The sequence below is a fragment of the Pseudomonas sp. GW821-FHT02C04 genome (assembly GCF_059421845.1).
Genome location: NZ_JBWKVT010000001.1, coordinates 1347155 through 1366772, shown reverse-complemented (window position 1 = coordinate 1366772; position 19618 = coordinate 1347155). Strand labels below are relative to the sequence as shown.

Here is a 19618-nt window from a genome sequence, read left to right as displayed (position 1 = left end):
GGGGCCGCTCTAGCTCAAGAGTCTAGTGCAACGGCGGCGCCGATCCCGTGATGGTTTTTTTGCAGTGGCCGTCACACCAGATTCATAAACAGCCCTCAGGATGACGGTTTTCAGGGGTGCATCAGCCGTGCAGCGAGGCCGTGCCAGGGAGGATGTTGTGCGCTCAGCGCTCGTGCGCCAGCTCTGTCTGGGGCTGCTGCTTGGCTTGTTTCTGAGCCGCGCCAGCGCCGACCCGGTGCCGGCGACGATGCGCATGACGCTGCACATCCCGGCCCAGGAACTGGCCCGCGCCCTCGATCAGTTCAGCCGCGCCACCGGCATGGCGGTGCTGGTCGACAGTCAGTTGAGTCGCGGTCGACGCTCGTTGGCGGTGGATGGCGAATTCACCGCCGCCGAAGCGTTGCGCCGGATGCTCGGCGGCAGCGGGTTGATGGCCAAGTACAGCCGCGACGACGCGTTCACCTTGCAGGTTGCGCAAGTCGAGGACGTGCCAATGCCGGCGGAGAAACCAACCCCCGCCAGCATCGCGGTCAACCGCAGTTACGCCACGGCGGTGCAGGCCGCGATTGAACGCAACCTGTGCCGTTCGCCACTCACCCGGCCCGGCAGTTTTCGCGCGGTGTTGCAGCTGTGGATCGGCCGCGACGGCGTGGTGCAGCACAACCGGTTGGTCACCTCGACCGGCGATGTTCGGCGCGATGCCGCGCTGGTAGACAGTTTTCACACGCTCAAAATCGACCGGCCGACACCCGGCGCATTGCGCCAGCCAGTCACCTTGCTGTTGTTACCCGAATCGTCAGGAAAGCGCATGGAATGCACACAATGGGAAGGAGTTTCCGGGGGATGAAAGACGCCGGACAAAGTTCGATGGTCCAGCTGTTCCTGACGTCCTACGAGGACTTTCGGGTGCGCCTGCGACGCCGTCTCGGCTCGGAGGACCTGGCCAACGACGTGCTGCAGGAAACCTACCTGCGGGTCGACCGCATGGAAGCGCCGCCGAACCTGCTGCGGCCCAACGCCTACCTCTATCGCATGGCCCTGAACATCGCCGCCGACCGCCGCCAGGCCGATGCGCGATTGCTCACCGGCAGCGAAGTCGAAGAACTGCTGCAAGTCAGCGACGAAGCGCTGGACCCGATGCGTGTAGTCGGCGGCCAGAAGGAAATCCAGTCCCTGCTCAGCGCCCTCTACGAGCTGCCGGCCCGGCGCCGCCGGATCTTCATCGCCGCACGGCTGGAAGAGGCGCCGCACCTGGAAATCTCCCAGCGTTTCGGCATCTCCACACGCATGGTCGAGAAGGAAATCAAGGCTGCCCTCGGACACTGCGCGGCCAAGCTGGAAAGAAAAGTGTTTCAGCGGTTCGGTCGCGGGGCCGGAAAACCGTCTAGTGAATGAAGCTCCGATTGAGTGTCCCGATCAACCCGTCGAGTACCTGTGCGTTTGAACATCTTCCGTCTGACACCTGCCGAGCCCACGCCTGCCGAGCGTCTGCAAAGCGAAGCCCGCGACTGGCTGATCCTGCTGACCTCCGGCCGCGCCACGGTCGCCGACGCCCGAGCGCTGCGCCAGTGGTGCGCCCAAAGCCCCGAACACGCCCGCGCCTTCGAAGAGTGCAAGGCCTTGTGGCACCTGCTGCAACCGGCAGCCGAAGCGACGCAGGCGCCACGAGGGTTTGGACGCCGGGCTTTTCTCGGCGGCGCGATTGCCGCATCGGCGGCGTTCCTGCTGGTACGCGGCACGATTCCGGGCGGATTCTCCGGGCTCGGAGCGGATTACATCACCGAAGTTGGCCAGCAACGCCGCGTCGAACCGGCCGACGGCTTGAGCCTGGAATTGAACACCCAGACACGCATCAACCAGCGTTCGGTGGATGAGGGCGTGCAAGGCTTTGAACTGGTCAGCGGCGAAGTCGAAGTGCAGACCGCGCGGTTGCCGATGGCGATGCAGGCCGGTGGCGGCTGGCTGCGGGCGAGCAGGGCGCGGTTCAACCTGCGCAACCTTGATCAGCAGGTTTGCGTGACGTGCCTTGATGGTGCAGTGGACGTGGAAGTCGAAGGCCGCAGTCTGCGCCTGGAACCAGGCCAGCAACTGACCTACGACGCGCAACAAGTTGGCACTGTGCAAAGCGTCGACACGGCGGCGGTGATGAACTGGCGTCAGCAGGTGTTGGTGTTCAACGGTGCGACCCTCAGCCAGATGATCGACGAGATCAACCGCTATCGCCCGGGGATGTTGTTGCTGCTGAATCGCGATCTCGGCCAGCGCCGGGTGCAGGCGCGGTTCTCCCTCGATCAACTGGCCGGCGTAGGTGCACTGATCCGTGATGCCTACGGCGTCAAATGCACCGAGTTGCCGGGCGGTGTAGTCGTTCTCAGCTAATCACTGCAAGGGTCCCATGACCTGCCGGTACTTCTCCGGCCCTTGCGGTGTTTGCCGAGTCAACCGCACCTCCAACCCCAACGGATCCTCCCGCCGATTCCCGCTCAACTGCCGCCACCCCTTGTCCGCCTCCCAAACCCGCACCTGCAAATCACTCACCTCACCCAAAATCGCCACCCCAGCCGTCGGTGCCGGCAACGGATACCGACTGCGCGCCGGCGCCACCGCGCGATACAGCGTGTCCCCCTTGAGCCACCAGCGCACCCGCTGCAACGCCCCCGGCTGATCCGCCGCGCTACGAATGATGTCCAGCCGAAACCCCTTGCTGTCACTGCTGCGCACCGTAACGGCAGGCGGCGCCGTCGCCGGTTCATCCTCGGTGCCGACCTTCTTCGGCTCCGTCAGCTCGATCCCGGCGCGCATCTCCACATCCCGCTGCATCTGATTCAGCGCCCGCAACAGGCTGTCACTCTGCTCACCACTGGCCTGCAAATGGCTGTCGGCGCGGGTGACACTGTCCAGCCCCTTCCAGGCAATCAGACTGACCACCGCCATCAACAGAATCGCGACCATCACCTCGATCAGCGTAAAACCTTGTTGTCTGTTCATTGCACGCTAATCCGGCCCGAAGCATCGCGCAGCACACTCAACCGATTGAGCCCGTCAGACAGCGTCAACTGTAGCGGCGGATTGATCCACTCCGCGTTCAGCACCACTTTCTGCCTGGGCTCCACCCGCACCTCCAGCTTCGGACTCTGCCAGGGACGCGGCCGCAACTGCGGGTCCCGATCGAAATGATCAAAACCCTTGCCACTGTCGCTACGCCGACTGAAACGAAACCCCTTGCCATCGCTCAACCACGCAATCGGCCGGCCATCCGCGCGGGCCTCAGCCTGGGCAATCTGCAGCAACTGCGCCACGCGCTCGGCGTCCTTGCGCAGCAACTGCAACGGATCGGGCTTGATACTCAGACTGATCGCCGCACTGGCGATGCCGATGATCACCAGCACCACCATCAACTCGATCAGCGTAAAACCCTGCTGCCTGCACCGGTTCATCGAATGCGCACTCCCTTGCGTCCAGCCCCGTCCCAAAAAACCATCCTGCACGGCCAACATGTAAGGCGTGTGAAATAAAACCGTGAGAATTGCCGCGTAGTCTGGTCACCGGGACTAAAAGGAGATTCAGCCCATGAGATACACCGCACGCTTTTCACCCCCCCAAATCATCCAGGCCGCCGCACTGCTGACCGCCCTGGTCGGCATCGCCACCTGGTCATCCCTACTTCTGACCACCGCCGAATCCCACACCCCGGCGGCCACGCCGCAACTGCTCGCCGCGCGTAGCGACAATCCGGCGTTGCAGTGGTTTTCCAACCGCACGGCGCCGGTGGAGATCAAGGTCAGTGGGGTGATGGCGGGGAGTCGGGGGGCGGTGGCGATTTTGAGTTTGAACGATGGGCCGCCGAGGAGTTTTTTACAGGGGGAGCGGGTGAGTCCTGGGGTGAAGTTGGTGGCGGTGGAGGGGGATGGGGTGGTGATTGAGCAGGGTGGGGAGAGGGTGCGGTTGGAGGTGGAGAGGTTGGGGGAGGGGGTGGAGATGCCTAGGTTGGTGAGGCCGTGAGTTCTGGGGTTGGAGGTGGTTATTTTGCTTTTTAGCTGGGGGTGTAACTTTTGAAGTATCGGTTAAAGCGGATGTGTGAGAGAGGAGAACAGGTACTCGGGTGGCGAAGTGATGTCACTTGTGTGGGCTATGGCAAAGAAATCCCCTAGATTCTCGGCAAATTGTCATGGATGTCGAGATGGACTCGAATGATTCAGGTGGTGTAGCCGCCAAGCACGGTTTTCTATTTCAGGATTGTGTTGCCGCCTACCACGTCACCCAAATGCTTCGCGATAAAACTATCCGAAGTGTCCGCTGCGAGGTCACGGACGATATCGATATCGTATCCGACGGATACGTCGATTTCGTGCAAGTGAAAAGTACCGAGAAAACACGCTGGAACATCTCCGACATCGTCAAAAACTCCAAGGGCGCCAACAAGAAAACAATCGCCTGCAGTTCAATATTGCATAAGTCAATGCAATGTGAATCAGGTGCCAATTTGTTGCCTAGGTATTTGATCGTCACCGAGGACAAGGTGAACAAAACCCTTGAGTATTTGACGATCAGCCCAAAAGCTCGGGCAGGTAAGGCCGGCCGGCAGGAGTTGATCGACGACCTCAACAAGCGAACGGCCAATTATCAGACTGCGTCTGGTGTAAGCGTCGCTGACTGGGTCGATGCGGCCACTTGGGAGGTTTACCACACCCTGCGCGAGTTGGAGCTCATGGGGATCAGAAATATAAGAATGGCCTCTCAGGATTTGCACGGGGTCATTCTTAGCTCTGAAACCGTTTCTGAAGATATATGGTGCCGCATTCTCGACACCGTGACACGTAAGGGCGAGCATTCTCGGCGCATCCACAGTGCTGATGAAAAGTCCTACTCCCGGCCAGACCTTCTAGGGTGGTTCAAATTGCGTGTTGAGGATGATCAATCTCGATCAGGCCGCAAAATTTACGTCAAACGGGACTTGCCCCAAATTCTTACGCCATTCAGAACTCCCATGGCTTCGACATGTGCCAAGCGCAACGGGCAGGTTCTGCATCAGGAGTACTCGCTTAAGAGATACCGCTACAAACATATCGTGGACAACGTTTGCCAATGGTTAGATGAGATTTTTCTTCGGCCAAAAGAAATGTCCGATATTCACAAACTGACCCTTATAGAAAAGCGAGAACGGCTGCGAACGTCCATCTTCAAGTCTCTCCATGATGTTAGTGAATTTTTAGGGCGCGTGTTGTTGCACGCCACAATTCGGCAACACCATGAAAGCCAGCCAATACCATGCATGCTGCACGTGGAAAGAATTGGGCCCGAGAAAATTCTTGAAAACGTGCACATTGTCCGACGCGACCCAGAAGGTGATCAGCTCTGGATTGGCTTCAGTGAGTTGGTAACTGATATCGACATTGCTGTGAGACTTCCGGAAATACGGGATCGGTTGTACGAGGAAATTTCGGAGTGTTTCGATACCGCACGCAAAAAAATCCTTGATATCAAAGACGACGACTACCTGCTTCGCCACGACATCGACGAAATCCTCGATGGTAGCCAACCCTTCGATGCCCACCTTGATCGTTTCACCTTCGTTCTGTTCGTGGGCTATGACTCGCAACTGCTTACCGAGCCTGAAACACCGGGGCACGAGGATGAGTTGGAGAAGGAAACGACAGCGTTGTTTGAAAAATTCGCTGCAGATCTCATCGAGGATTCGCCGTTCGCTGATCTTTGCATCCACATCTTCATCTACCCCGCTCCGAGCCTTGAGCGGTTAACCAAATTGGTCGAGGACAAGGTAAGGGAAGTTGTATGACTGAGTTCTACGAAAAGGCGAAGAACAGCCTACAGGGCGAGGACTTCTCGTCTTTCAAATATCTTTCCGTAATCAACAAACTTCTTTCCAACCCTGTCTCATATGACCTGGGGCGAGATTTGATCGTGCGCGCCCTCGATGCGCGCGAGCGATTCACTGAGCACACCGGCCTCCTGAAAAACATGGTTAGAAAATCAGGTTTGTTTCCTTATCTGAAAAAGGAGTTCACAGACCTCACGCCGGACGATTTTAGGGTTTTGGATCTGTACCGAACACCGTTCTCTGACAGCTTCGTTTTCCACTCGATGCAATTCCATATATTCGATCTGCTTAAGGCTGGTCAGAACGTGGTGCTGAGTGCGCCAACAAGTATGGGCAAAAGCGCTATTGTGGATTCGCTGCTGGGTCTGGGCACCTTGGAACGGCTTGTCTTGGTTGTTCCAACTGTAGCTCTTGCCGACGAGACTCGTCGCCGCTTGCAAGAACGGTTCGGCGATCGATATCAGATCATTCACCACAGCTCCCAAGAGTGCCGTTCCAACCGAGCTGTCTATGTGCTTACCCAAGAGCGGGTGAACGAGCGAAGCGACATCGTCGACATTGACCTCTTCGTCATCGACGAGTTTTACAAACTGGCGTTTCGGGAGCTCAAAAGCGGCAACGTGGATTATCAGGACGAGCGAGTCATTGAGCTCAACATCGCACTGAGTAAACTGCTTAAGGTTTCCAAACAGTTCTATTTGACTGGGCCATTCGTTAATAGCATTTGCGGCTTAGAAAGGCTCGGATACCCACATACTTTCGTTTCCACCGACTTTAACACGGTTGCACTTGATGTTCAGACGTTCGGCATCAAGGCAAATGATGACAAAGCCAAGCTCAAAGCGCTGGCTGCGATTGCGAGCGCATGTGTCGGCGCCACGATCATCTACTGCAAGTCCCCAACTGTTGCGGGGCTAGTGGCGCGCGAGTTGATAAGGCTTGGGCATGGTTCTCAGACTACGAGTTCTCATATCGATTGGGTCAGTGAAGAGTTCGATGCTGATTGGGACTACACGGTTGCCCTCAAAAACGGTATCGGTTTGCATTTTGGGGCGCTGCCAAGGGCGTTGCAGCAATACACAGCCGATTTGTTCAATGCGGGAAAACTGCGCTTCCTGCTTTGCACTTCCACAATTATCGAAGGTGTCAACACCGTCGCGAAGAACGTTGTGATCTACGACAATCGCGATGGCACTCGCAGCATCGACAAATTCACTCACGGGAATATCAAGGGGCGCGCCGGGCGGATGGGGGTTCACTTCGTAGGTAAAATTTTTTGCCTAGAGGAAATTCCAGAAGATAACCTGAACCAAGAGGTTGAGATTCCGCTCGGTATTCAAGATGTAGACACCCCAATCAATCTTCTGGCGAGCATTCAACCAGATCATCTATTTGAGTTTTCACAGGATCGATTCGATAAGATTTTTACGAGCGATCGTGTTTCTATCGATCTAGTAAAAAAGCACTCGTATTTCCGAGTGGAGCAGTTCGAAGAACTGCAAAGCATGATCGAGATGATGGACGACATCGAATTTGCCACACTTGTATTTCACTGGACCCCCGCGACCAATTTCCTCAAGACTTTTGCAAAAGTTATCGCCCGGCTTGTACCGCAGACGTTCAGTCGTAACGGGGTCCAGGTTAAACCAACGGATGTCATGATCGCCAAACTTGCCGGCTACCTTAGCGCTTCGAGCTATTCGGATTATCTGAAAAGCCAAATATTGTATGCACAGAATTGGATAACTGAGGGAGAGAAGCGCACGCTTTCCAGCGCACTTAACAATGATTTGAAAATTATAACTAATACCTTCGGATATACCCTGCCAAAGTTACTAGGCTTGATAGAGGATGTCGTCAAGCACCATGCAATCAAGCGAGGTATCCGCAGTAAGATCGATTACACGCATGTCAAAATGGCGTTCGAAAGCTTCCACCTTCCCGCAGGAGTCAATGCTTTGGAGGAAATCGGAATTCCTATTCAAACACTACATCGGTTGACAGAGAGACTGGGGTTTCCTGAGCAGGCCGACGTCGATGGCCTTAGTCAATATCTTCGGGATACCGAGGGATCTTGGAGTCGATTTTTGGGGGATGTGGATCAGATGTTCCTCAGGCGTGCACTCGGCACCGTATGACGCCGGCCTTGAACTCTGATAGTGGGTTGCTGAGTACCGAAAAATATGTTGTAGACGAACAGCGCCATGAGAAAAAAACACTCGCTGAGCTATTTGTTAGCAATCATAGATGTTGGTAGCGCTGGAGCGCCGATATTGCTCGCCGCAATAACGAACAGGCAAAAAAACATGGGCTGATTTGTTTGATGAAAACGATATAAGTCTAGGCTTGACAATTGATTATTTAAATTTTTGATCAGGGATAGGATATGGCTATACTTAGCGAGAAATCACTGGACTTTGCGCGGGAACATATAAGCAAATACTATGACTCGGACTTTTTTCCTAAGTCGATTGAGTACGAAGCTCTCTGGCATCACTGGGATGACGTTAAAAAAGAGTTGATGTCAAAGAATGTTTCAAAGTTGTGGGTGACGCAGCCGCGAACTATGACCATCGCGAAACCTAAGGGTGGCTTTCGAATTGTTCATCAACTTGAACCTATTGATTCTGTAATTTACACCGCGTTAGCTTGCGAAGTAACTGATGCGATTGAAAAGGCGCGTATACCGATCGAAGAGCATATTGCATGCTCATACCGTCTTAATATTTTAGACGGGAATTTTTTTGGTGCAGGTTCTGGGTGGGCAGACTTTACCAAGAAAACAGAAGATTTGGCAGATGAATACGATACCGTACTAGTAACCGATATCACGGACTTCTATAATCAAATTTATTTACACCGTTTGAATAACGCAATCGAGATCGCTGATTCATCTCTTAAACCGTTAGGTGATGATATAGAGACATTTCTATCCACGCAAAATAGCAAGTCTTCCCAGGGGATTCCGGTTGGGCCCGCCGCTAGTATTATTATGGCTGAGGCTGTATTCATAGATATTGACCGCTTTTTGAAAGATCAAGGGGTGCACCACACGCGATATGTCGATGATATTCGAATTTTCTCAAATTCAGCAAGACAATTGTCCAGCGTACTTGAAAGCCTCACTTTGTATCTTTATGAAAATCACCGTCTAACTGTCTCTTCTGAAAAGACTTTTTTGATGAACTCGGAAGAGTTTGTCGAAAAGCATCTTCATAATCACTATGCTGAAGAGAAGATTCAACTTCTTGAAACTCTTGAGGTTTTTAATTCTTACACTAATGAGATGGAAGAAGTCGAGGTTGAAATAGATGATGAGGAGTTAATTCTAGAGGCTAGATTGTTGGCGGCTATAGAGAAAATTGTCACCTATGAATACCTTGATTTGGGGCTTGCGAGAAGCATTATAAGATCTGCGCGACGACACAAAATATCAAATATTGCTGCCACAATATTTTTGAATTTTGAGTTTTTTGCTCCTGTAATAAATGATGTTGCGTTATATCTTCATGAGGTTACGGATGATCTTTTTGCAAATACTTTTTTGTCCACTATCGAGGCGGTAATTGGAAATCCAGCTGTAGATAGTCAAATATGCCGCTTCTGGCTGGAGTGGTACGTTGCCCAGAACTCTACTTTGCTAAAGTCGTCAAAGTTACATGCGTTTATTTTTAATGGTCCTAACATTGAGAACCAAGCTCAGGCGGCAATTACTAATAAAAATGTAGCTTGGGTGAGGAATCATAAAGCAACTGTTTATAATCTTGGTGGAAAGGCTAGAAGAGCGGTTCTAAATTCTTCAAGAGTCTTGCCGAGTGATGAGCGTACGCACTGGCTTAAGTTGTTTATTAGCAACTCTCCCGTTTTGTTAGACCGGTTAGTGGCGCAATGGGTCCAGAAAACTGCTTGAATTATGGATCTCAATTGCCACTGACGCTCATGTTGCCAAAGTGCTTAGCTCGCAGTGGTCTGTAGAAAAAGGGGACTGATTTATTTTCTGAGAAATAAACCAGTCCCATTTTTCGGTTCAATGGAGGCGATGGCTCCATATCAGCTTCAGGGGGATGTGTTCGACGGACGCTTACGTTTGTTGGGGCAAGGGGACGGATCTGTCGTGGGGGCCGAGACGCAATGAGAATTCCGATAAACACGAACGTTTAAAAAGACATCTCCAGACACTCTCTCAGGCTACATATCCTTGCGCCATTGCCTACAGCTACGCCAGAATCCGCCGGCTTGTGCGCTTTGTACCTGGTCTTTATCGTCTACGGGTCGCTGGCAACCCAGCGACCGGGTTTAGCGACCCGACCAGGTATAAGTTCAACGACGCTCCAGTTTGTCGCAGACATTTGCGATGACGATATGGTGGCTGTGCGTGGGAGACCTTCGGGTCTGCCGGGTCTTATACCTCTCGGTTCGCTAACCCGCGTACAGCTGCCACCCTTACTTGTTTAGCGACAGGTGTTGGTGGTTCCACCAGGTATAAAAATGGAGCTTCACCATGATCAAACCAACACCCAACCCGCCCGAAACCGACTCGGTTTCCCCCTACGAATCCATAGATTCCAGAAAACTCCACGAAGCCGCCGACCGCGCGCTCGACCATTACCTCTGTCCCCCCGGCTCCACGCCGCCCCCACGTAGAACCCGCGGGATGTATGCCGTGACTGCGGACAACAAAAACGAAGAACTGCTGATTGATGCCAGTGAAACACTTGCTTCGGCCCAAACCATTGCCCAAAACATCGCCAGTCTGGTGCCGGCTTCGCAGCGTCGGGCGTTGGTGGGCATTGCGCAGTTGATCATGCTCGGGGAGTTGGCGGTGAATCGGGCGTTGGATAATTTGCAATTGCCGGTGAGGCAGAGCTCGGGATCACCTGCTGATTAAATTGGTGTCAATTCTGGCGCCTTCGCGAGCAAGTCGAATCGTCGCACCGTCGCTCCCACAGGGATTTAGGTTGATCACAGATATTGTGTAGGACGCTGAAATCTGTGGGAGCTGGGCTGGCAGCATAAAATGGGGGCTGATTTACTTTCTGGCATTCAATCAGTCTCCTTTCATGCTAGAACCCTTCAGCCTCTACCACCGGCACCAACGGAATGAAAAAGCTTCTAATCGCAGCTATCCTCGTCGTAACGACGGAGCTCTACGTCGGCTACTACGAAGCCCTTGAAGACGGAGACATCGAGACCATTGTCTTCATCAAGAAGCACCCGACGTTTCAGATGAAGTTCTACAACATCCACGCGAACGATGGAGAGATCAGGAAGGTAGAACACCTGACAGCAGAGGAGCGGGGGTGGATTATTGATTACTGCAGGTATCGCTTGGGAATCGACACAGACCTGAAGACTCAGGATGACGTCGAGATGTGCCGCAAAAAATAGAACTGCTCAATTGGCCGAGGCTGTCAGTCACACCTGATAACCTCGGCCATTTTCTTTCCGGCTGTTGAGCTACAGCGCTCAGCCGCTTACGTCTTCACCTCAACATGATCCAATGCCTGATTCACCGCCAGCTCGCTCAACATCACCAACTGCGCAATCCCGATCGCAGTCTTGCGATGGGCAGGCTCCAGCGTGGCGGCGAAGTTGTTGAGCATTCACTCGCTGATCCCAGTGATTCGCTGGCATTGGCCAGGAGCGATTCGGTGTTGTAAGCCGGGTTGGCCAGGAACATGGAGTTAGGTTTGTGGTGGCTGCCCACGATGCGTTGTTGTGTAGTTAGGTCGTGATGAAGGGCGCGTTCGGCGGTTTCGTTGCGGTTTTGTAAGTCGGGAATTGGTACGCGAAGGGTTTGATCATGGTGAAATACCCAATCCCCCAAAAAAACTGCTTACATACTCAAATGACAGGAGTTAGCATCCTTTTATCAAAAGGATGCCGTTACAGTTTTTCAGATCCTTCAATTCATTTATTCGAAACGTAAATACATTAGGTCTGTTCTCCTTGGAGTAATAAGTATTCATATCCACTTCGCTTGCCTTTAAGCCGTTTTGTAAGCAGCTTTGTATGAGTTTGCAAAATTTGACTGGCTGCTGATTTCTTGGGTCAACTTCATAGTAACCCGTATTGGGATTGACTCCGATAGTTTTAGTCGTCCAGTCGATTCCTTTGCAAGTTGAGTAGGCTGAGCTTTTTATCCACTCTGATTGACACTCTGCATCATGGGTTTGAGCGACGACAGTAAAGCTTAGAAAGGCGCCAAAATATAATAAATTCCCAACGGGTTTCATCTCTTTTACCTCGTTTAAATACTTAAGCAAGACTGCGCCGATATTAATTAAATGGCACCTGTCATAATTGACAGTTTTTTATATCGATTAATTATTAACTCGGTGCTCGTTCGTACGGACAGTACTATGCCGTTCACTGTGCTTCGATAAAATACGGATAGGATTGATTGAGCGTAAAAAATCGTTCCCTTGGAGGATTTCCCCTACACAGCGGGACAGGTGGATCAGAATTGTCCCCAATTCAAAAGTAACGACGATATTTGTTGCACCTGCGGCTTAGCCTCTGACAGGTAAAGGAGCAGGATCGGGTGATTGTTGTAAGTATCGGTTAGGAACCGATACGGACCTGAAATCCGGCTGGCATTAAAGGTAGAGCCGCTCATTTGGCGGAGACCGGCAGTCTCACCTGACAACCTCCGCCACTTTCTTTCCGACTATTGAGCAGCAGCGCTCAGCCGCTTACGCCTTCACCTCAACATGATCCAGCGCCTGATTCACCGCCAACTCACTCAACATCACCAACTGCGCAATCCCTATCGCAGTCTTGCGATGAACAGGCTCAAGCGTGGCCGCAAAGTTATTGAGCATTTCGCTCGCCGATCCCAATGATTCGCTGGCGTTGGCCAGCAGGGATTCGGTGTTGTACGCCGGGTTGGCCAGGTACATGGGATCGTGTTTGTGGTGGCTGCCCATGATGCGTTGTTGCGGAGTGAGGTAGTGGTCGAGGGCGCGTTCGGCGGCTTCGTTGAGGGTTCGGGAATCGGGGAATTGGTAGGGGGAGACTGGATCGGTTTCTGGTGGGTTTGGTGTTGGTTTGATCATTGATGTAACTCCAGTACTGATTAAATTGGAGTCAACCACTCTCGCTACCAAACGAGGGTGTGGCGACCATACGCAGGTTGGTAGACCGGAGCACTGGAACCGGCGCTTCCGAAGAAGCCCTGAGCATGGCCACCATAAATCCAGTCGCATGAATGCAACTGCATGAGGTGACGCAATGCGTCAGCGCTGCGGGCTACCAAACCCGATCACTGGTTTTCAGTGACCATGGAACGATAAGACCCGCGTACTAGACGCACAAGCCGGCGGATTCTGGCGTAGTCGTAGGCAATGACGCAAGGTTGTGTAGCCTTGGGGACGTTACGGTTGGTGTCTTTTAAACGTGGTTTTTGGGGGTGGGTAAACGGGTGGGGCAAGGGCGGCCCTCACCCCAGCCCTCCCGAAACGTCGGACCGCCCGGAGGGAGAGGGGGCCGACGGAGGTGTCTGGCGTTGTACATCGACCTGGGCGACCGCGTTGATTATGGATTTGGAGGCGGGCGTTCGAGTTGATTATGGGTTCAACGCGGTGTGTGCGTGGTGGTGAAGATTTTCAGGTGGTTGTCGGAAATATCTCTCGGTCAATTCTGCTGCATACCAGCGGTCTGACGTTTCGGGAGGGCTAGGGATTTTCGGGGCGGCTGAGTAACGTCTCCAACCGCGCCAACGCCGGCCCCTCCTGGCTGCGATCAAAAACTTGCACCCCAACCTTGAGCAACCGCCCATTCTCCACCCCCCCAATCACCTGCTCACACCGCAACAGCAACCTCCCTTGATCACACTCCATCGCCTTAACCCCCATCGGCAATTTCCCTTCCAACCGAAGTTCCGCCATCCGACTCTGCGCCGCAATCATTGCAATCGAACGATCCCGCAAAACCCCGCTGCTCTGCGTCATCAACCCCGCTACGCGCACGGCGGCGGACATGGCGACGGCGATGATGGCCAGCGCGACGAGCACTTCAATCAGGGTGAATCCGGCTTGCGGGGTGGGGGTGCGCATCGGGGGCTCGGGCAGTCGGGCAGCCCTTGACGCTAACGCCCGTGCTTGACGGCTTGACGACGAAAACACCCGAGGATTTTCAACATCCCTGACATATCTTCTTGCAACACTGCGCGTCGAATCGAATCAAGCCAGGGAATGACGAGATGGATATCGCGCAATTCAAACAGCCCAGTCGACCGAGCCGGATGCCCCGTGGGCAGCAGGGTTTCACGCTGATCGAGATCATGGTGGTCGTGGTGATTCTCGGGATTCTGGCGGCGATGGTGGTGCCCAAGGTGCTCGACCGGCCGGATCAGGCGCGGGCCACGGCGGCGAAGCAGGACATTGGCGGGTTGATGCAGGCGCTGAAGCTGTATCGCCTCGATCACGGCACTTACCCGAGCCAGAGCCAGGGCCTGAAGGTGCTGGTGGAGCGGCCGGCCGATGCGAAGAACACTAACTGGCGCTCGTACCTGGAGCGCCTGCCGAATGACCCGTGGGGTCGTCCTTATCAGTACCTCAATCCCGGTGCCAATGGCGAGATCGACATCTTTTCCCTCGGCGCCGACGGCCAGCCTGACGGCGACGGCGTGAATGCCGACATCGGTTCCTGGCAGTTGTAAGGCCGGTCATGAACAGCCAATCGAACCAGCAGGGGATGGCGATCATCAGTGCGCTGCTGATCGCGGCAGTGGTCGCGGTGATCGCCGCCGGCATGCTGACGCGCCAGAGCGTTTCAACCCGTGCGCTGGAAGCCGAGCAACTGCGTGTGCAGGGCCGTTGGGTGTTGCACGGCGGGCTGGAGATCAGCCGGCAATTGTTGTGGGATGCCCGGCAGCGAGATCCGCTGACCCGACTCGATCAGCCGTGGGCGCAGCGGTTGAACACTCAAGGTTTCGAAGGGCGGCTGGAGGACGAGCAGGGCAAGTTCAACCTGCGCAATCTGGTGGCCAACGAGCGGATCGATGATGTGCAGGTGCAGGCATTCGAGCGTTTGTGCGAGTTGATCGGTGTCAGCAGCGGCTTGAGCCGGCGCATCAGTCAGCGGGTGATCGGCTCTTATCCGCATCTGTTGAATGCCCAAGTGGTGGACAAGCCTGTGGCGAAAAATACGTTCGACAGCGGGCGCGCCACGTCGCCGTCCGCGTCGCGCAAACCGCAGTCGCCGACCTTGCCGATGCTGCGCACGCTTGACGATTTGCGCAGTGTCGACGGGGTCAACGATGCGCTGTTGGCGAAACTGGCGCCGTACCTGACGGTGATTCCGGCGACCACCTGGCTCAACGGCAACACCGCCACGGCGCCGGTGCTGGCGGCTTATGTGCCGGGGCTGTCGCTGGAGCGGGCGCAGGCGTTGATCAATGAGCGTGACGCCGGGCGCTGGTTTATCAATCGTGGGGATTTCGTCAATCGGCTGCGACTGCCGCAATTGGAGATCACCAGCGTCAAGGTCGGCATTACCAGCGACTGGTTCCGGCTGCGCGGGCAGGCGCGGCGTGATCAGCGGCGGGTCAGCCTCGATGCGTTGTTGCATCGCAGTCAGGATCGATTGCCGCAAGTGATCTGGTCGCGGGTGGGCGTATGAGCCAGTTGCGCGTGAGTTTGCCGCCGCTGGCGGAGCTGAGTCTCGACAGTGAAGTGGATGCTGCGTGGCTGGATCGTCAGGGGCAGGTCACTCGCCAGGAACGCGTGCGGCTCGGTGCACTGCCGAAACAGCCGCTGGTGTGCTTTCTGCACCCGTCGGACAGCCTGCTGGCGAGCATCGATTTGCCGCCGTTGCCCGCGAACAAAACCGCTGCGGCTGTGCAGTGTGCGGCGCAGGCCTTGATGCTCGGCGACAGCGCCGAGATGCACATCGCCCACAGCACTCGCAATGAAAGCGGCCAGGTGCAGATTGCCTGGGTATCACGCAAGGATTTGCAGCACCTCGGGCAGTTCGGTTTGAACCTCAAAGGCCTGTACCCGGCGGCCTACAGTTTGCCGGTGATGGCCGGCGGCGTCGGCTGCCTGCACGACGATCATCTGTTGTTGCGCCACGGCCCGAATGCGGCACAGGTGCAGCCGATGATCGACGAAGCATGGTTGCTGGAAACCGGTCTGCCGGCGCACTGGATCGGTGACGGCGCGCCGGAAGCGGTGCAATCGACATTGGCTGACACGCAACGCTGCTCTGGCCCGTTGCCGAGCTGGGGACTGCACGGCGGTCTTCAGCAACCGGGCACTGAACATCGCGGCTGGGGCAGGGCGCTCGGTTGCTGTGCGCTGGCGCTGGCGGTGTGGGTGATCGGTTTGAATCTGTACGCCGCCCGCGAGGCCGGGCAGGGCCAGCAGCTCAAGGCGCAGATGGCGCAGCGGGTGAAGCAGGCATTCCCCGAGTTGCCGGTGATCCTCAATCCGCTGCAACAGGCCCGTCAGCAAATCGCGGCGCGTCAGCAAGGCGCGGTGGATGCGCCGGGGCAGGATTTCACTCGATTGGTGTCGCAGGCCGGCAGCGGCATGCCGTCCATGGCCGGGACGGTACAGCGGCTGGAGTTTGTCGACGGCGTGTTGCAATTGAGTCTGCTGCCCGAGGCCCGGCGTTCGGGCAACGACAAGGATTGGCAAGGCACGCTGACCCAGGCCGGCATCAGCATCAGCCCGAATGACGACGGCTGGGTCCTGCGCCCGGCCGGCGAGGCGACCGCCGCCACCGACAACGATGACAGCAGCGGAGCCGAAGATGAATAGCCCATCGCTTGCGAAGTACCGCGCCGGTTGGCAGCGCTTCAATGCTCAGTTGCAGGCCCGTTGGCAGCCATTGGCGTTGCGGGAAAAACGCATGGTCGGCGGGATGGCGGCGCTGTTGCTGGGGCTGTTTCTGTGGGTGGCGTTGATTCAGCCGCCGCTGAAGAAGATCGCCGCCTCGCAAGTCGAAACGCCAAAACTGCGCGCCCAGGCTGAAGCGCTGGAAGTGCTGTTGCGCGACGTCAGCGTGCGCCCCGACGGGCAAAACCTGGAGCAGTCGCTGCAACAGACCTTGCAGGCCAGCGGACTGGGCGGCCATTACCAATTGGCGGCGGCGTCCGCAGGCTGGCAGTTGACTTTCGATGCGGCACCGGCTGATGCCGTGCTCGACTGGCTGCTGAGCCAGCCCCGGAATTTTTCACTGCAAGTGGTCGAGGCCCGTCTGCAACGCGCAGACGACGCCGCGACCGATGACACGGCCGGCACTCTGTCGGGCACCGTACGCATGGATCAGGCGCTGGGCGCTAAGGAAGCTTCATGAAGGGGTCAGGGTCCAAACGCATGGCGTTGCCGATGCTGTTGATGGCATTGAGCGCGTGCAGCAACACCACACCACCGAATCAACCGCCGCTGCTGGTGGACAGCGAACTCGGCCGGCCGCTGGCCAACACCCAGCGCAGTGGCGACGCGGTGCTCGACCGCGAGCGCGCGCAGGCTCAGGCAAGACCTGCGCCGAAGCAATTGCACAACATCACCGAACGCGCCCGCAGTGGCGGTTCGGCCCGGGGCACGACGTTGCCGGCCAATCCGTTGGGCGATCAACCGGTGACGCTGAATTTTGTCGATGCGGATATTCAAGCAGTGGTACGGGCGTTGTCGCGTTCCACCGGCCAGCAGTTTCTGGTCGACCCTCGGGTCAAGGGCAACCTGACACTGGTCTCTGAAGGCCAGGTGCCGGCGCATCAGGCTTACGACATGCTGCTGGCGGCGCTGCGCATGCAGGGTTTCAGCGTGGTGGATGTGGGCGGCGTGGCGCAGGTGGTGCCGGAGGCCGACGCCAAGTTGCTCGGCGGGCCGATCTACAGCGCCGACAAACCGGCCGGCAACGGCATGCTCACCCGCACGTTCCGCCTGCAATACGAGAACGCGGTGAACCTGATTCCGGTGCTGCGCCCGATCGTCTCGCCGAACAACCCGATCAACGCCTATCCGGGCAACAACACCATCGTCGTCACCGACTACGCCGAAAACCTCACCCGGGTTGCGCAACTGATTCAAGGCATCGACACCCCGAGCGCCATCGATACCGACGTGGTGCAGATCCAGAACGGTATCGCGGCCGACATCGCGCCGATGGTCGCCGACCTGCTCGACGCACCGGGCAACGATCCAACGCAGAAAATCGCGGTGATCGGCGACCCGCGTTCCAACACCATCATCATCCGCGCCGGCAGCCCCGAGCGCACGGAGCTGGCGCGCAACCTGATCTACAAACTCGATAACGCCCAGAGCAATCCGAGCAACCTGCACGTGGTGTATCTGCGCAACGCCCAGGCCGGAAAACTGGCCCAGGCACTACGCGGATTGTTGACCGGTGAAAGCGACAGCGGCACCAGTGACAGTGCGCGTTCGGTACTCAGCGCCATGGGCAGCTCGACCAATTCGGGCGGCGGGCAGAACGGCCAGAGCGGTACGCAAACCAACGGCAGCACTTCGACCACCAACAGCGGCAGCACCGGCGGCAGCTACGCCCAGGGCAGCAGCGCCACCAGCGGCAGCAGCAACGCGCAAAGCAGCGAACAGAACGTGGCTTTCAGCGCCGGCGGCGTGACCATTCAGGCGGACGCCACCACCAACACCTTGCTGATTTCCGCGCCGGAACCGCTGTACCGCAACCTGCGTGAAGTCATCGATTTGCTCGACCAGCGCCGCGCGCAAGTGGTGATCGAGAGCCTGATCGTCGAAGTCGGCGAGGACGATGCCAGTGAATTCGGCGTGCAATGGCAGACCGGCAATCTGGCCGGCAACGGCGTAATCGGCGGCGCCAACCTTGGCGGCTCGGGGATCAACGTCAATGGCAAGACCAGTGTCGACGTGTTGCCCAAAGGTCTGAACCTCGGCTACGTCAACGGCACCGTCGATATCCCCGGCATCGGCAAGATTCTCGACCTGAAAGTGCTGGCCCGGGCGTTGAAGAGCAAGGGCGGCACCAACGTGCTGTCGACGCCGAACCTGCTGACCCTGGACAACGAAGCCGCGAGCATTTTCGTCGGTCAGACCATTCCGTTTGTCAGCGGCAGCTACGTCACCGGCGGCGGGGGCACCAGCAACAACCCGTTCCAGACCGTGACCCGCGAGGAAGTCGGTTTGAAGCTCAACGTGCGGCCACAGATTTCCGAGGGCGGCACGGTGAAGCTCGACATCTATCAGGAAGTCAGCAGCATCGACGAGCGCGCTTCGGCTGCCTCCACCTCGGCGGGGATCGTCACCAGCAAACGTGCGATCGACACCAGCATCCTGCTCGATGACGGGCAGATCATGGTGCTCGGCGGTCTGCTGCAGGATGGCTACAGCCAGAGCAATGACGCGGTGCCGTGGCTGTCGAACATTCCGGGGTTGGGTGCGCTGTTTCGCAACGAACGCCGCTCGATCACCAAGACCAACCTGATGGTGTTCCTGCGCCCGTACATCATTCGCGACAGTGCGGCGGGGCGCAGCATTACGCTTAACCGCTACGACTTCATGCGCCGCGCTCAGGGCGGTCTGCAACCGGAACGCAGCTGGGCGATGCCGGACATGCAGGCGCCGCAATTGCCGACCGCTGCGCAGGGCGTGCCGGCGTCGCTGCCGGGGACAGGCCCGCGCGCGACCATCAAAGCGGTGCCGATCCAATGAACGTGGCGAGGGAGCTTGCTCCCGCTGGGCTGCGCAGCAGACCCAGAAACTGCCGCCCCATTGTTCCAGACACACCTTGCATGCTGGGTTTGCGGGCGCTTCGCACCCGAGCGGGAGCAAG

18 protein-coding genes and 1 pseudogene are annotated in these 19618 nt (G+C 56.6%); 14 read left to right on the top strand and 5 right to left on the bottom strand.

Features of this window, described 5'->3' with window-relative positions; all coding sequences use genetic code 11:
- Nucleotides 1–100: 100 nt before the first annotated feature.
- Genes AC07VV_RS06150 through AC07VV_RS06140 form a run of 3 tightly spaced genes read left to right on the top strand, consistent with a single transcriptional unit; the run spans nt 101 to nt 2379 of the window.
- Nucleotides 101–847, top strand: a complete 747-nt coding sequence (locus AC07VV_RS06150) for an STN domain-containing protein (RefSeq protein WP_495035664.1) — start codon at nt 101–103, stop codon at nt 845–847.
- Nucleotides 844–1395 carry an RNA polymerase sigma factor gene (locus AC07VV_RS06145; RefSeq protein WP_495035663.1) on the top strand — a complete coding sequence of 184 codons (552 nt, stop codon included), beginning with the start codon at nt 844–846 and terminating at the stop codon, nt 1393–1395. Before AC07VV_RS06150 ends, AC07VV_RS06145 begins: the two co-directional genes overlap by 4 nt.
- Before the next feature lie 45 nt (nt 1396–1440).
- Entirely contained in the window at nt 1441–2379 is a 939-nt protein-coding gene (locus AC07VV_RS06140; protein ID WP_495035941.1) for a FecR family protein, read from the top strand.
- Here AC07VV_RS06140 and AC07VV_RS06135 read toward each other — a convergent pair whose 3' ends face one another.
- Nucleotides 2380–2988, bottom strand: coding sequence for a type II secretion system protein GspJ (locus AC07VV_RS06135; protein ID WP_495035662.1), 609 nt, complete (start codon nt 2986–2988; stop codon nt 2380–2382).
- The gene (gspH, locus tag AC07VV_RS06130; protein ID WP_495035661.1) at nt 2985–3437 is read right to left on the bottom strand and encodes a type II secretion system minor pseudopilin GspH; all 453 of its coding nucleotides are present in this window, start codon (nt 3435–3437) and stop codon (nt 2985–2987) included. Before gspH ends, AC07VV_RS06135 begins: the two co-directional genes overlap by 4 nt.
- A 133-nt stretch (nt 3438–3570) precedes the next feature.
- Here gspH and AC07VV_RS06125 point away from each other — a divergent pair, with 133 nt between their 5' ends.
- The 6 genes from AC07VV_RS06125 (at nt 3571) to AC07VV_RS06100 (ending at nt 11227) form a co-directional block, all read left to right on the top strand.
- On the top strand, nt 3571–4002 hold the full coding sequence (locus AC07VV_RS06125) for a type II secretion system protein N (protein WP_127798384.1): 432 nt from the start codon (nt 3571–3573) through the stop codon (nt 4000–4002).
- A 178-nt stretch (nt 4003–4180) separates the two neighbouring features.
- Complete coding sequence (locus AC07VV_RS06120; protein ID WP_495035660.1) at nt 4181–5797, top strand: HamA C-terminal domain-containing protein; 1617 nt, start codon at nt 4181–4183, stop codon at nt 5795–5797.
- A complete protein-coding gene (locus AC07VV_RS06115; protein WP_495035659.1) occupies nt 5794–7977 on the top strand; it encodes a DEAD/DEAH box helicase in 2184 nt (727 codons plus the stop codon). Before AC07VV_RS06120 ends, AC07VV_RS06115 begins: the two co-directional genes overlap by 4 nt.
- A gap of 248 nt (nt 7978–8225) precedes the next feature.
- Nucleotides 8226–9749, top strand: a complete 1524-nt coding sequence (locus AC07VV_RS06110; protein WP_495035658.1) for an RNA-directed DNA polymerase — start codon at nt 8226–8228, stop codon at nt 9747–9749.
- Nucleotides 9750–10340: 591 nt separating this feature from the next.
- Nucleotides 10341–10727, top strand: coding sequence for a DUF6124 family protein (locus AC07VV_RS06105; RefSeq protein ID WP_273901115.1), 387 nt, complete (start codon nt 10341–10343; stop codon nt 10725–10727).
- A 212-nt stretch (nt 10728–10939) separates the two neighbouring features.
- Nucleotides 10940–11227 (top strand): hypothetical protein, encoded by a 288-nt coding sequence (locus AC07VV_RS06100; protein WP_495035657.1) that lies wholly within the window; start codon nt 10940–10942, stop codon nt 11225–11227.
- A gap of 86 nt (nt 11228–11313) precedes the next feature.
- Here the strand turns inward: AC07VV_RS06100 and AC07VV_RS06095 are convergent.
- The 3 genes and pseudogenes from AC07VV_RS06095 to gspI form a co-directional block, all read right to left on the bottom strand.
- Nucleotides 11314–11621 (bottom strand): annotated as a pseudogene (locus AC07VV_RS06095) (DUF6124 family protein).
- Between the two features lie 913 nt (nt 11622–12534).
- The gene (locus tag AC07VV_RS06090; protein ID WP_495035656.1) at nt 12535–12897 is read right to left on the bottom strand and encodes a DUF6124 family protein; all 363 of its coding nucleotides are present in this window, start codon (nt 12895–12897) and stop codon (nt 12535–12537) included.
- 618 nt (nt 12898–13515) lie between these two features.
- On the bottom strand, nt 13516–13896 hold the full coding sequence (gspI, locus tag AC07VV_RS06085) for a type II secretion system minor pseudopilin GspI (protein WP_495035655.1): 381 nt from the start codon (nt 13894–13896) through the stop codon (nt 13516–13518).
- A gap of 146 nt (nt 13897–14042) precedes the next feature.
- On the opposite strand from gspI, the gene gspG reads away from it, so the two are divergent.
- From gspG to gspD, 5 genes are read left to right on the top strand one after another with little or no spacing between them, the layout of a single operon-like run.
- Nucleotides 14043–14501, top strand: coding sequence for a type II secretion system major pseudopilin GspG (gspG, locus tag AC07VV_RS06080; RefSeq protein WP_085610505.1), 459 nt, complete (start codon nt 14043–14045; stop codon nt 14499–14501).
- Between the two features lie 8 nt (nt 14502–14509).
- Nucleotides 14510–15463 carry a type II secretion system minor pseudopilin GspK gene (gspK, locus tag AC07VV_RS06075; RefSeq protein WP_495035654.1) on the top strand — a complete coding sequence of 318 codons (954 nt, stop codon included), beginning with the start codon at nt 14510–14512 and terminating at the stop codon, nt 15461–15463.
- The gene (gspL, locus tag AC07VV_RS06070) at nt 15460–16605 is read left to right on the top strand and encodes a type II secretion system protein GspL (protein WP_495035653.1); all 1146 of its coding nucleotides are present in this window, start codon (nt 15460–15462) and stop codon (nt 16603–16605) included. The genes gspK and gspL overlap by 4 nt, the downstream gene beginning before the upstream one ends.
- Nucleotides 16598–17143 carry a type II secretion system protein M gene (locus AC07VV_RS06065; RefSeq protein ID WP_495035652.1) on the top strand — a complete coding sequence of 182 codons (546 nt, stop codon included), beginning with the start codon at nt 16598–16600 and terminating at the stop codon, nt 17141–17143. The genes gspL and AC07VV_RS06065 overlap by 8 nt, the downstream gene beginning before the upstream one ends.
- Nucleotides 17140–19497: a type II secretion system secretin GspD gene (gene gspD, locus AC07VV_RS06060; protein WP_495035651.1), complete on the top strand. Its 2358-nt coding sequence runs from the start codon at nt 17140–17142 to the stop codon at nt 19495–19497. Before AC07VV_RS06065 ends, gspD begins: the two co-directional genes overlap by 4 nt.
- The last annotated feature ends 121 nt before the right edge of the window (nt 19498–19618 follow it).